Consider the following 13,058-nt stretch of genomic DNA (forward strand, 5'->3'; position numbering starts at 1 on the left):
GCGCTTTGACAGAATCGACGCGTGGCCGTCCAGAAGATCCTCGTCCGCCGTCTCTCCGGCGACACGCCACACATCCCAACGACGGGCGACACGCGTCGTGCGAACGCGATCATGACGCTCGTCGCGCTCGCGATCCTGATCCCGGTGTTCATCGTCGTGATCGAAGACGAGCTCGGCATCCGGCTGGTGATGGGCGCGTTCGCTCTCCTGCTCGCCGCGCTCGTCGGGTTCTTCCACCTCATGAAGCGTTTTCCGCGCGACGGCGTCGTCTACATCGCGACTCGCGGTCCGGGCCTGCACTTCCGGCCCCCGGTCTGGCCTACCGCGGTGACCGTGGCGCTCATCGTCCTGTACGGACTGGTCGGGGTCGTGGCGGCCATCGCGGTGGGGCTGGACGGCGACGGCCTCGTGTCTCCGCGCCGCTCTCCGCTGCTGCTGACGCTTGTGGCGGTGGTCTCCCTCGGCGTTGTTCTCTGGCGCCTGCAGGTCACCCCCGGGCTTCTCCTGACGGTCGACGGCCTCCGAGGCATCCGCGCGCGCGGCGACGTCGACTGGCCGTGGGATCTGGTGGGCGAGGTCACCGTCGCCGGGCCGCCCGCGACGCTGTCGCTCACGATGGTCGACGGGTACGTTCCGGTCACGTGTTCGATGCGCTACCTCGGCGCCGATCCCCATCAGGTCGCGGCGATCGTGCGTTTCTTCCGCGATCATCCCGAAGAACGCGGTGTGCTCGAGACCGGGGGAGAGGCGGCGCTCAACCGCGCGGCGGACGTGCTCCGGCCCGTCGGGGGCTGACCACGACGCGGGACATCGTGCCTGTTCCCTTACTCGCTCGCCTTCTCGAGCCCCCGTGTGCGGATCTCTTCGAGGTCGAGGCCCGCGAGGATCTTCCGCGCGACGAGGTCGTCGATCGTTCCTTCGCGGCGGAGGCGCAGCAGCACCTCGCGCTTGCGGTCGAGAACCGCCAACCGCAGTCGTTGCGCCTCCTTGTGGCGCAGCAGGGGAGAGCGCTGGGTGACGTCGATGTCGTCGCTCACGGCGATCATCTGCAGGGGGCCGGTGAAGGCTGCTGCCTCGTCGGGGCTGTCCGCCGTCCTGTCCGCGCCCGCGCGGCGACGCTCGGCTTCGGAACCGTCGGGCGGCACGGGCCCCGTGGAGGACGGCTCATCGCCGAGCGACGCGTCGAGCTCGGCGAGGTCGCGTTCTTCGATGGCGCGTTGCCGCGCGATCGCGCGGGCGTTCGCCAGCTCGAGACGCTCGTAGCCTTCGCGCCGGGCCCGGTCGCGCACGCGGTCGCTGATGCCGTGCTCGGTCGCCAGGTCGTCGAGGGCGGCGAGGGCCGCGCCCGAGATAGCGCGCTCGGCGAGCTCGTACTCCTCGATCGCAGCGTCGTCGTTCGGAAGCTTCGCCCACCGGATCACGGCGGGCAGCAGGGGACCCTGAACGAGCAGGGTGAGCACGATCACACCGGCCGTGACGAACACGATGGCGTCCCGACCCGCCACGGGCGCGCCGTCGGCCGTGGTGACCGGCACCGACAACGCGATGGCGAGCGAGACGGCGCCGCGGAAACCCGCCACCGTGCTCACCACACGAGAGCGGTGGCGCAACGAGCGGGACGATCCGGCGGCGGGCCGCGAGAACGGTGAGAAGAGCCACTGGAACAGGTACCGCACGACGAAGAGGGCGATCCACGCCGCGACGGTGACCAGGAGCAGCAGGCCGATCTCCGACCCCGAGATCTCGTGCAGCACGAGCTGCACCTCGAGCCCGATCAGCACGAACAGCGCACCGTTGAGCAGGTAGACGCCGAAGGGCCACGTGGCATCCGCCGCCCGCCGCGACATCGCGGTCGTGATCCGCGGAGACACCCACGCCATGATGAGGCCGGCGAACACCACGGCGAGCACCCCCGAGGCCTCGACGAGTTCGGCGATGAGGAACGACACGAACGGGACGAGCACCATCGTGAGGTTGATCGTCAGCGTCGACTGCATGCGGCGCAGGGCGAAGAAGGCGGCGGCCGCCACCGCGATACCCGCCGCCGCGCCACCGAGGTAAGACAGCAGCACCATGCCGGTGATCTGCAGCGGGGTGATCTGATCGCCGAGCAGCAGGGCGACGGCGATCGCGTAGAGAACGAGCGCGGTGCCGTCGTTGGTGAGACTTTCGGCCTTGAGCTTCATGAAGGTCTTGGCGGGCAGCAGACGTCCGAGCGCTGCGACGGCCGTGGCGTCGGGCGGAGCGACCGCGGCACCCAGCACGAGGGCTGCCTCCCACGGCACCCCCATCCAGGTCGCGACCCCGGCGACGGCGAACGCGGATGCCACGACGAGAAGCGTGCTCATGGGGATGATGTAGCGCAGCGACCGACGGACCGACCTCAGGGAGGTCGTCCACGCCTCACGGAACAGCATGACGGGCAGGAAGAGCAGCAGCACGGTCTCGGGTGGGAGCTCGATCTGACGGAGCTCCGGGATGAAGCCCAGGGCGAGACCGATGACGAGCAGTACGAGCGGTGTGGCCACGCGCAGTCGCGGTGCCAGGACGGTGCCCACGAGCATCGCGAGCCCCAGCAGAACCGTGATCTCGAGTCCCTGCATGCCTGCCGCCCTTCGTCGTGCCCCTGGACACAGCGTAGAGAGCGTGCGGAGAATTCCCGAGCGGCGTCAGCCGCGGGATGGGTGGGCTGACGTCTCCGCGCGCACGTCGTCTTCAGGCGCGATCCCGATACCCCTCCCATGCATCGGCGAGTCGCCTCAGCCCCTCGTCGAGCACGGGCGAAGTGACCGGCACACGAATGCGGTCATCGGTGTCGACGTCGGACGAGAACGCGGCCGACCCGGCGACCGAGACCCCGAAAGACGCAGCGTGCCGCGCGAACGCCGCGGCAGAGCCCACCGGCATCCGGGCCCAGATGCAGAGGCCTCCGCGGGGTGGCCGCCACTCCCAGTCGGGCAGGTGCGACGCCAGAAGGGTGCCGGCGCCCAGGGCGGCCTCGCGGTGCGTCACGACCGCATCCCGTCGCAGTGCGGGCGCGTGGGCGAGCAGATCGAGCGCGAGCAGCTGCGCGGGAACGCTCGTCGACAGGTCGGTGGTCTGGCGAAGGCCCCGCAACCGCCTCACCAGCACCGGGTCGGCGCGCACCCACCCCACGCGCAGGCCCTCCCAGGCCCATTTCGACAGGGACTCGACGGCGATGATCGGCGCGTCCGGCCTCAGGGCCGCGAGCGACGGGGGAGTCAGACCGTCGAATGACAGGTGCGCCAGCACGCGGTCTTCGACGACGGTGATGCCGTGCTCGGCGGCGAGGTCGGCGATCCGCTGGCGCACGAGCGGGTGGGTCTGGATGCCGGTCGGGTTGTGGTTGTGCGGGTTCAGGGCGATGAGCACGGGCCGGCGCACGACGATCGCCGCTTCGAGGTCGCCGACGTCGATCCCGTCGGGGGTCAGGCGGATGCCGTGCACCAGGCCGCCGCGCCGGCGCACGGCATCCGTGAGTCCCGGCCAGCTGACGTTCTCGGTGAGGACCGTGTCGCCGGGGGAGACGAGCTCGTCCACGAGCAGGCTGAGCGCCTGCTGCCCGCCGTGCGTGACGAGGATCTGCGCGGGGGTGGTGGGTGTCCCCTCGTCGGTCACGGTCTGGGCGATGAGCGCGCGCAGGGCGGGAAGGCCCGCGGGGTCCGCCTCGGCGGTGGTGGCGTCGAGCACGGGTCGGTGGCGGTGCACGATCTCGATCGCGCGCGGCGAGATCGCCGGTACCGCGCGCAGCAGGTCGATGTTCGACGAGAGCGACGCGTAGAGGGCTTCGCCGCGCCCGGCTCGCGAGCGCGCGGCGGTCGGCGCAGTCCCCGCGACTCGGGTTCCGCTGCCTTGCCGGCGGTCGAGGATGCCGTCTTCGTACAGCCGGGCGTAGGCGCTGACGACCGTGCCGCGCGAGACGGCGACGGTGGCGGCGAGGGTGCGTTCCGAGGGCAGGCGGTCCCCGCCGCGCAGTTCCCCCTCGCGGACGAGGCGGGCGATGCCGTCGGCGAGACTGGCCGACAGGGTCGCGTCGGTCGTCGCCCAGCGTCCGAGGCGCGCGGCGAGGGCTTCGGCCGACACGACAGCCGTCCGATGGTCCACCAGGGCGGAAGTGGCTCTGTCGACGAGGGTCATAGTCCCCGATTCTGGGGCCATGACCCGTCGTGAATCAGCCGAATCGTTCGTTCTCAGTCCACTGACCCTCGATTGGACCATCGGCGAGCTGCTCGCGTGGATCGGCGCCGAAGATGCGCGCTGTCATGACGAGGGCCTCGCGGAAGCCGTGGATGCCGTGAACCGAGCTCTCGGCGAGACGGCCGTCGCGACGATGACGCCGGTGATGGCCGTGCGTTCGCTCGCGATGCGCGTGGCGAACGAGCCGGCCCTGGCGGCGTCGCGCCTGGCCGGCATCCTCACCCCGGTGACGGTACCCGACCTCGCGCGCGTGGAGCGTGGCGTCATGACGCCCGCGTGACACCGGCACCTGGGTGCTGCACGCGGCTCTCGCGATCTCAGCCCCCGGCCGGCAGCGCCACCTTCGCCTTCGCCCACGAGCGCCCGCGCGTGTCCTTGAGGATGTCGTACTCGACGTCGACGTGCGGTTCGATCGCGCTGTACTTGTCGTTCGGCGCCCCGATGACGAGCTGGAAGCCGAGGCCGCGCCACGCGCCGATCGCGCGCTTGGTGAAGTGGGCGTCGGCCTTGATGAGCGCCTCGTCGAGGAACACGGGCGCGTACCGCGGCCGTTCGGCACCGGCATCCCCGAGCTGATACCGCAGAGCGGCGCCGACGATGAAGGCGATGAGCTCCTGCGACTCGCCTCCCGACTTCTCGCCGATGTGGTCGTAGAGGGCGACGTGCTCGCCGGTGTCGGCGCGGAAGCGCTCGGCGCTGACCCGCACGTGATTACGCACGTCGACGAGGTCGGCGAAGTCGGGTGCGGTCGGCCGGATGCGGCCGATGAGCCGGGCCATCCGTCCGTACACGGCTTCGCGTTCTTCGTCGGTTGAGGCGGCGTCGATCGCGGCACGGACATCGCGGAGCTCCCGGCGGAAGCGCTTGCGCACCTCGGACTGGCTCTCGCGCGGCACGATCTGCAGCCGATGCTCGTCGTCATAGAACGGCAGATCCTGCATGATGTCGTTGATCGGGGCGATGCGTTCGCGGATCTCGCGCAGGGCCCGGGTGAGAGCGGAGTCGAGGCTGGTGAGGTCGTTGCCCGACAGGCGCAGCAGCGAGTCGCGCCACTCCGCTTCGAGCTCGTGCAGGCCGCTGGCCTCGAGGTCGGCGAGGATCCGCTCGAAGTCGCCGAGCGAGTCGTCGGGGTCGGCGAGCAGGTTGGGGCTCGGCCACCGGTCGGTGAACGCGGTCATCGTGCGGCGGAGGCTCTCGCGTTGGTCGCTCCACGTCTCTTGCGCGCTCCGCTGTTCCTCGAGCAGGCGCCTCGAGGCCGACTCGAGGGCCGCGTCGAAGCGCGCGAGCTGCTGCGAGGGCGAGGCCTCGTCGCCGGCGGGCGCCACGAACAACCCGTCGAGATAGTCCGTCTCGTCGGAGGACAGCGTCATCTCGCGGTCCTCGGCCCGTTCGAGCAGGATCTGCGCGGCATCCACGTCGTCGGTGATCTCCGCCCAGCGCGCGGCGAGCGCCTGCTGTTCGGTCTTCGCGCCGCCGATCTCCTCGCGCAGCCGCCCCACGCGCGCTCTCGCGCCCGAGATCTGCTCCTGCAGTTCGGCGATGCGGGGGTTGCCGGCGGTGATCTCGGCGACGGTCTCGTTCCAGCGGTCGAGGTCGCGTCGGACGGATGCCACGTCCACCTGGTCCCACGACAGATCCGCGATCTTCTCGAGGGCGCCGCGCCGGTCGTCGAAGGCGTCGAGGGCGGCGGCGGCCTCGTCGACCGCGGTCTTGGCGGTGGCGAGCTCGCGGCGCACGGTGACGATCTGCTCGCCCAGCTCGGTGAGGCGCACGCGCGACGAGAAACCGAGGATGCTCTGCCGCACCGACCCGCCGTGCGCGCCGCGGGAGCCCTGGCTCGTCTGCCCCGAGATGGTCAGGGCCATGCGGTGCTGCGACAGCTGTGAGACGGCATCGACGCAGACGAAGGCGAACTGTTGCTCGAGCCGGTCCTGGAGCCAGCCGGTGAAGGGAGAGCGGCGGAATTCCAGGCGCCCGGGAAGGGTCGCGGGGTCGAGCCCGCCTCGCTCGGGCAGGTCGGTGGGCACGCCCTCGAAGCGCAACCGCTCACCGAGGCGGACGGTGTCGATCGCGGAGCGGAAGGCTGAAAGGTGAGCCGCGTCCACGAGCAGCGTCGTCGCGAATCCGCCCAGGGCGAGGGTGAACGCCCCCCGCCACGGTTCGAACTCGGTGCGGACGTCGACCAGCTCGGCGACGAAGGGCAGCTCGGCGGCCGTGAGCCCGGCGGCCTCGGCCAGGGCTTCGCGGGCCTCGTGCAGCCGCGGGGGAATGTTGTCGTCGCGGGTCTGCGTGCGCCGGTGCTCGCTCTCGAGGGATGCGAGCTGCTGACGCAGGTCGGTGTGGCGGCTGCTGGCGGCGACGAAGGCGTCGCGCACGGCGCTCTTGGCATCCGTGTCCCCGAGCGTGCGACGCGCCTCGGCGACGAGCGCGGTGAACTGCTTCTCGGTGGTCACCTCGACCGATAGCACCGCAAGGGCCACCTCGAACCGCTCGCGGTCGCGCTGCATGCCGGCGAGGCGCCGCTCGAGGTTCCGCAGCTCGCGCTGCGCGGCGTCGAGACGGTCGCCGCCGGCCGCGCGCAGCACGTCGCCGAGGCCCTCGCGCTCCGCCTCGGCCGCGTCGGCGAGGGCTTGACGCTCGCGCACGAGCGTGTCGGTGGCGTGCGTGCGGTCGCGCAGCTCCGCCTCGACGGCGCCGAGCAGATCGACCCGGCGCTGGGCGCGCCAGAGCGAGGCGCGCGAGTCGGGGTCGCTGAGGCGGCCCAGCGCGTCGATCAGGCGAAGGCGTTCGGCGGCGTCGTCGATGCGCGTCTTCATGCCGCGGATGGGCTGCAGCGCCCGCACCTGCTGGCGGGCTTCGAGCATGCGCGTGCGCGTGGATTCGAGCCCGTCGAAGTGCGTGACGACCGCGTCGGCGACGGCGAGCGTCTCGGGCTCTTCGAGCACCATCCGCTTGTAGAGGTCGTCGACGGTGGTGATCTGCTGTCCGGCCTGGATGCGCGCGAGCAGGCTCATCGCCTTCGAGCCCGCTCCCGCCGCCCCAATGCCGAGAACCGCGTGCAGCCGCGCCGAGAACTCGCGGTCGGTGGCGAGGGTCTCGAGGCCCGTGGCCCGCACCGCGGCGTCGGAGAGGTGGCTCTGCGCCGCCCGCTCGAGCCGGCGCAGGTCGAACGCCCCGTGCACGCTCGCGCGCACCTTCACCGCGTCGTCGAGCGTGCGGGCGGCGGCCGGGATGTACCAGGCGCGCACCGCCGTGAAGCGCGCGCCGTCGTGGTCGGCCCACGTCATCGCGATCGCCGTCCACGTGTCGACGCCGTCGCCGCGCAGCACGCGCACCTTCGTGCCCTCGTCGGTGCGCGACTCGTCGAGTTTGCCGCGCCCGTACGAGAGGATGTTGCGCTGCTCCTGCCCGCGCGGGCGCCCCACGACAGCGCCGTTCGAGGCGCCGTTGAAGGGGGTCGTGTGCGGCATCATGAGCGCGACGTAGGCGTCCATGAGCGTGGACTTGCCCGAGCCCGACCCGCCGCACAGCAGCGTCGCCGTCGGGGCGAAGCGCACGCGGTGCGTGCCGTCGTAGCCGCCCCAGTTGATGAGCTGCAGGTCTTCGGCGACCCACTGCTGTCCCCGCGATGCGGCGGGGATCAGCCCGAACAGCGTCTCGAGCATGCTCATGCGCGCTCCTCCTCGACCATCGCGGATGCCCCGGTCTCGATGCTCGGTTCCGCCTCGCCGGTCAGCGACGCCGGGGTGCCGGCATCCGGGGTCTGCTCGTCGAGCCAGCGCTGGAGCTCGCGCAGGACCTCGGCGCTGAGCACGATCTCGATGAGCGGGCCGATGCGGTAGCGCCCCTCGGACTCCTCCTCGATGATCCCCTCGCGATCGAGGCGGGCAATGGCCGTGCGGACGGCTCGCTGCTGGCTCGCGCGGGTGCCGTCGGTCTCGCTGAAGTAGGTGAGCACGGTCTGCTCGACCTCCTCGACGTCGACGCGGGCGGATGCCGTGCCCGCGGTCGTCTCGCGCTGGAACACCGTCCGCAGGTAGACGAGTACCAGGGTCTCGGCGCGCGAGTAGGCCTCGTCCTTCAGCAGGATCGGCACGTCGACGTCGTCGCTGCGCACCTGTTCCTTGTAGGCGACCCCGCGTGCGTGGTCGACGACGAGGCGGACGAACAGGTCGTTCAGGCGCGATTCGATCATCTGCTGATGCTCGATGAGCAGCTTCCACTCGGCGGGGGAGTTCTCGGCGACGAGGAAGCGCCGCTGCAGGATGCGCACCAGCACGCGTCGCACGTCGGCATCCAGGATGCCGCGATCCCCGGCGAACAACGCGTCGGGGTCGTTCTCCATCGCGACGGGGGCGATGAAGGCGGGGGTGTCCGTGTCGGAGGGGGACGGGGCGATGTCAGTCATCAGCATCCGTTTCTGTCGTGCGGGAGGCGGTGACCGCCCCGAAGGCGAAGCGACGGGTGGTGCCGTCGGGGCGGACGGCCTCGACGATCGAGACGTCGTCGCTCTCGATCGAACCGCGGCGGTGGACGATCTCGAGCAGGCCCACGAGGTCGACCGGGCGACGGGTCTCGGTCTCGGCGCCGTCGAACGCGGTCGCGAGGTCGAAGCCCTCGCCGAGTGTCGCGACGTACGCCTCGAGCTCGGCGTAGTGCGGCCCGCCCCACGCGCGCGTGTCGGCGTCGACGAACTCGACGTCGACGTCTGCGGATGCCAAGGGCTCGGGCGCCCCGGCCGGACGCACGTCGCTGAGGGACCGGCGCAGGTGCCCGATGTCGGCGAGGGGGAGGGTGCGCACCGGTTCGACCCGGCCGGGGGCGCGGGTCTGGCTCCAGCGATGTAGCCCCGCCATCACCGAGCGCAGCAGGTCGTCGACCTGCCGGTCGCGGATCGGGTCGTGGGTGCGCACCTGGGCGGTGATGATGTGCGAGGCCCGCCGCTGTGCCGTGAGCACGTCGTGCACGCCGGTCTCGACGCGGCGGGCGATCGCGTCGAGCTCGCCGCGCTGCTCGGCCGTCATCAGGCGCGAGAAGGGCTGGGTGAGCACCGTGTGCAGCTGGTCGGTGAGGTCGTCGATGTGCTCGGGGTCGCCGATCAGACGCAGCGCCCCCTGGAACGCCCGGCCCTCGGGGGTGGCCTGCATCACCTGGCGCCCGCGCTCGAGGTACTCGCGCAGCACCTCGCCCGTGGGACGCACGTCGCGGCGGAGCTCGGCGACGACATCGCGCTGCATCGCGGCGATCGATTCGGCCACCCGCGAGAAGTCGGCGGGGAGTTCTCGCGCGAGGTGGATGACGTTCTCGGCCTCTTCGAGCAGATGATCGTCGTCGAGCGGTTCGACGACGCCCTCGTCGAGGGCGGCGATCTCGGCGTCAAGGGCCGCTCTCTCTTCAAGCAGCGCCTCGCGGCGACGACCGGGGTCGCTCTCGGCGTCGCGCGCGAGCCGGTCGACGGCATCGAGCAGGGTCCGCACGCGCGAGCGCGAGACGCGCGCGCGACCGCCACCCGCGCGTCCGGCGATCTCGAGCGCACCGACCGCGTGCGCCGAGAGCCGGTAGACCTCGACGTCGTCCTCGATCTGCAGGCCCAGCCAGCCCACGCGCACCCACCCGCGGCAGATCTCGCGGGCGGTGCCGGCGGGGATCCGGCGATCGTCCTCGGTGTCGATGCCCGCGGCGCGCAGCTCGTCGATCGCCTCGGCGACCTCGACGTGCGCGTCGGCGACGGCGACGGCGGGGCGATCGGGAGTGAAGACGATCGACAGCACGGCGACGACGAACGGCGCGAACCGGCCGTGCAGCAGGTCGAGCGTCGGATTCTTGAATGCCGTCACCGAGCGCAGGTACGCGGCTTCGGTTCGGGTGCTGCTCACTGGCTGAAGTCTACCGGCGGCTCAGCGGGCGCCACGGCGGCCCCTTTCGGCACCGTTCACCCGGCCGTGCATTGGTAGAGGGTGGCGCCGGTCACCTTGTTGATCTCGCCGCCCTCCTTCGGCTGAGCGAAGTCCCATTCCCTCACCTCGTGGCATCCGGGACCGGTCGCCACGCGCCGCACCGGGTCGCTCTCGGGAGCCCCGGATGCCACGACGAACAGCCGCGCGTGGCCGCTGCGGACCATCTGCTCGAGCTCGTCCGCCGTGAACACCGGCACATGTCCGCTGTAGCCGCCGTCGGTCAGCACGCTCGCCCCGGTGGCGTCGATGACCTGCGACGACATCGCCCACGAGTCGGTGACGAAGAGCGGGGCGCCGTTCTCGCCGCCGCCGTGCTGGCGGGCCGCGTCGACGATCTGCGCGACGGCGGGGCTCATCTGCGGGCTCCCGCCCCAGGGCGACGGGGGCGACACCGCGAACGTCTCGTCGGGGTGGCCGCCGCGCGCGGTGACGCCGACGTACGCGTCACCCCCGCTGCCGTCGCGCGCGTCGTCGAGCACCTGCAGGCTGGTCGCCGCCGGGAGGCACAGCAGGGCGACGGCGAGGGCGGCGGGGGCGAGACGCCGCACCCGGGGAAGTGCCCGGGGCTTCGACACCGCGGCCACCGCACCGACCGTCAGCCCCACCGCGCCGATCACGATCGCGGGCACCAGGAGCACCGCGGGCAGCCGCGCCTCGCTGATCAGGACGACCCACCACGCCGCCTGCACGGCGACGACGGCGGGCAGCACGAGGCGGAGAGACCGGCGTCGCGAGCGCAGAAGGTGCGCCCCTTCGCGCCAGGCGACGGCGACGAGCAGGACCAGGGGAACACCGAGGGCGGCGACGTAGGCCGTGTGCGGCACGTGCGTGACCGTGAGGACCGCCGCCGCGGTCGCGAACCACGCCGTCGCGACGACCACCAGGGGAAAACGGGCCCGCGACACCGGCGTGCCGCGGTGGCCGCGTCTCGGCCGGTACCGCCAGAGACCCAGGGCGATGCCCGCGAGAGCCGCCGGGTAGAGCCACCCGATCTGGGTGACGAGCGGCAGTTCCAGCAGCTTCGTGAGCGTCGGCGAGCCTCCCGAGCTCGAGGCGGCGGGCGTCGTGAGCGCATGGGCCAGGGCGGCGAGGGTCGCGCCGAGCCCGCCGGTCGAGCTCGAGGCTCCGACCGACCCCGGCACGGCGCCCGGTGCGAGGCGGTCGAGGCCGTTGTAGCCGAAGACCATCGCGAAGATGTCGTCGTTCGTCGAGCCGTCGACGTAGGGGCGCGCACCGGCCGGGACGAGGGCGAAGACGGTGATCCAGGCGACGGATGCCACGACGGCGGCGCCCGTGACGATTCCGGCGCGGTAGAGCCCGCGGCGCCACCCGGGGGTCGCGGCGAGCGTGCCCGCCACGATGGCGGGGAGGAGGAACCACGCGGCCATCATCTTCGCCTGGAAGCCCACGCCGATGAACACCGCGCAGACCACCAGGGGCCACCATCTGGCGGTGAGCACCGCGCGCTGCCACCACACCAGGGCGACGGCGAGGGCCATCGTGAGCAGTCCGTCTTCCATCGGGTGGGCGAACATCGACACGAAGATCGGCGTCGAGGCCGCTGCGGCGGCGGCGAGGAGCCCCGCGCCGCGTCCTCCCCAGCGCAGTGCCAGCACCGCGCACGCGACGATGGTGACGACGCCCTCGATCACTTGGGGGAGGGCGATGGCCGAGATCGACATCCCGAACAGTCGGATGCTGAGCGCCTGGGGCACGGCGAAACCGCTGAGCTTGTCGAGGGTCACCGTGGCATCCGGATCGAAGGCGCCGAAGAAGAGCGCATGCCACGACTGCGACATCGACCGGGCCGACGCTTCGTAGAACGAGAAGTCGCCGCCTCGCGCGAGGTTCCAGCACGTGAGGACGACGAAGCCCGCGACGATGACCGTCAGCGAGATCCGGGCCCACCAGGGTTCGCGCCACCACCGGGCGAGAGGGACGGGGAACGGCACGGTCCACAGCATCGACCTCGCGGTGCGGGCGATCGTATGCGCCGGGTATCAGTCCGCTGTGACGCGGGAAGAGCACGGCGGGCGAGCTCAGGATGCCGACGGGCACGGTGTCCGCGCGGCTCGCCGCATCGCCCTGACGGAGCCGCCGCGGCCCGCGGGCGCGCTCAGGAGCGGGGTGCGGGGACCTCCGTGGGCGCGGCGGCGAGGGTGCGCAGTCGCGCGAGCTCGGTCAGCGGAGCCGGATGGTCGTCGACACGGAGGTCGACCACGGTGTCGGTGCGCGTGGCGACGAGCAGGGCGGCGCTCTGACGCCCCCGGGCATCGCCTCCGGCGGCATCGCCCGCGGCCATCACGTGGAGGAGGCGATCGGAGAGGTCGTCACCGGCGCTGTCGCGCCATGCCGACGTCATCGCTTCGAGCACGGCGGGGCCTGTCAGGAGGTTGCCCACGAACACGGCGTCCGTCTCGACCAGGGAGCCGGCCCAGTCGCTGACGTCTCTCCCCGATCGGGCGGCTCCCGGTCCGCTCCAGGCGAGGGCGGCGACCTGCCGGAGCGCGAACTGCTCGTCCCACTCCGGCACGCGTGCCACCGCGTCGGGCGCGTCGGCGCCCGAGGCCATGCGGGCCAGCAGGAGCGGGCGCAGGGTGCGGTTCGTCCACGCCTGGCTCGCGACGACGCCCACGGCGGGCTCGACGGCGATCACCGAGGCGCCCACGGCGAGCGAGCGGCTGGCGGTCGCGGCGCCGATCCGATCGCGCGCGGAGTCGCGAGCGAGAACGGTGAAGGTCATGGGCTCTCCTGGGGTCGTCGAGGCGCGGCGGCGTCCTCGCGAGTCGATTGTGAAGATCGTGTTTCGGGGCGTCTCGGGGCTTGTGCCGCTCCCCATGCTTGCACATACTGATCGAAACATCATTCAAATGATGGACCCCT

9 protein-coding genes are annotated in these 13,058 nt (G+C 71.9%); 2 read left to right on the top strand and 7 right to left on the bottom strand.

The annotated features are described in order from the left end of the window. The first annotated feature begins 21 nt into the window (after positions 1-21). A complete protein-coding gene (locus tag J2X55_RS08420) occupies positions 22-795 on the top strand; it encodes a hypothetical protein (protein ID WP_309822868.1) in 774 nt (257 codons plus the stop codon). A 29-nt stretch (positions 796-824) separates the two neighbouring features. Here J2X55_RS08420 and J2X55_RS08425 read toward each other — a convergent pair whose 3' ends face one another. Both J2X55_RS08425 and J2X55_RS08430 read right to left on the bottom strand, forming a co-directional pair. Then, a complete protein-coding gene (locus tag J2X55_RS08425; RefSeq protein ID WP_115920442.1) occupies positions 825-2,603 on the bottom strand; it encodes a Na+/H+ antiporter in 1,779 nt (592 codons plus the stop codon). A 112-nt stretch (positions 2,604-2,715) separates the two neighbouring features. Further along, positions 2,716-4,158, bottom strand: a complete 1,443-nt coding sequence (locus J2X55_RS08430) for a PLP-dependent aminotransferase family protein (RefSeq protein WP_309822869.1) — start codon at positions 4,156-4,158, stop codon at positions 2,716-2,718. 19 nt (positions 4,159-4,177) lie between these two features. On the opposite strand from J2X55_RS08430, the gene J2X55_RS08435 reads away from it, so the two are divergent. Beyond that, entirely contained in the window at positions 4,178-4,498 is a 321-nt protein-coding gene (locus J2X55_RS08435) for a hypothetical protein (RefSeq protein ID WP_309822870.1), read from the top strand. 37 nt (positions 4,499-4,535) lie between these two features. On the opposite strand, the gene J2X55_RS08440 is transcribed toward J2X55_RS08435, so the two are convergent. The 5 genes from J2X55_RS08440 to J2X55_RS08460 all read right to left on the bottom strand — a co-directional run bounded on the left by J2X55_RS08440 (position 4,536) and on the right by J2X55_RS08460 (position 12,918). Continuing rightward, positions 4,536-7,889, bottom strand: coding sequence for an SbcC/MukB-like Walker B domain-containing protein (locus J2X55_RS08440; protein ID WP_309822871.1), 3,354 nt, complete (start codon positions 7,887-7,889; stop codon positions 4,536-4,538). After that, on the bottom strand, positions 7,886-8,626 hold the full coding sequence (locus J2X55_RS08445) for a DUF4194 domain-containing protein (RefSeq protein WP_309822872.1): 741 nt from the start codon (positions 8,624-8,626) through the stop codon (positions 7,886-7,888). Before J2X55_RS08445 ends, J2X55_RS08440 begins: the two co-directional genes overlap by 4 nt. Next, a complete protein-coding gene (locus J2X55_RS08450; RefSeq protein ID WP_309822873.1) occupies positions 8,619-10,094 on the bottom strand; it encodes a DUF3375 domain-containing protein in 1,476 nt (491 codons plus the stop codon). The genes J2X55_RS08445 and J2X55_RS08450 overlap by 8 nt, the downstream gene beginning before the upstream one ends. Before the next feature lie 56 nt (positions 10,095-10,150). Next, the gene (locus J2X55_RS08455) at positions 10,151-12,127 is read right to left on the bottom strand and encodes a glycosyltransferase family 39 protein (protein WP_309822874.1); all 1,977 of its coding nucleotides are present in this window, start codon (positions 12,125-12,127) and stop codon (positions 10,151-10,153) included. A 164-nt stretch (positions 12,128-12,291) separates the two neighbouring features. After that, positions 12,292-12,918 (bottom strand): DUF1028 domain-containing protein, encoded by a 627-nt coding sequence (locus tag J2X55_RS08460; RefSeq protein WP_309822875.1) that lies wholly within the window; start codon positions 12,916-12,918, stop codon positions 12,292-12,294. Positions 12,919-13,058 lie beyond the last annotated feature (140 nt).

Source organism: Microbacterium sp. 1154 (assembly GCF_031455375.1).
Classification (GTDB): domain Bacteria; phylum Actinomycetota; class Actinomycetes; order Actinomycetales; family Microbacteriaceae; genus Microbacterium.

Coding starts and splice junctions, on each gene's coding strand:
- J2X55_RS08425 (WP_115920442.1), bottom strand. CDS start 2,603: ATGCAGGGACTCGAGATCACGGTTCTGCTGGGGCTCGCGATGCTCGTG.
- J2X55_RS08430 (WP_309822869.1), bottom strand. CDS start 4,158: ATGACCCTCGTCGACAGAGCCACTTCCGCCCTGGTGGACCATCGGACG.
- J2X55_RS08435 (WP_309822870.1), top strand. CDS start 4,178: ATGACCCGTCGTGAATCAGCCGAATCGTTCGTTCTCAGTCCACTGACC.
- J2X55_RS08440 (WP_309822871.1), bottom strand. CDS start 7,889: ATGAGCATGCTCGAGACGCTGTTCGGGCTGATCCCCGCCGCATCGCGG.
- J2X55_RS08445 (WP_309822872.1), bottom strand. CDS start 8,626: ATGACTGACATCGCCCCGTCCCCCTCCGACACGGACACCCCCGCCTTC.
- J2X55_RS08460 (WP_309822875.1), bottom strand. CDS start 12,918: ATGACCTTCACCGTTCTCGCTCGCGACTCCGCGCGCGATCGGATCGGC.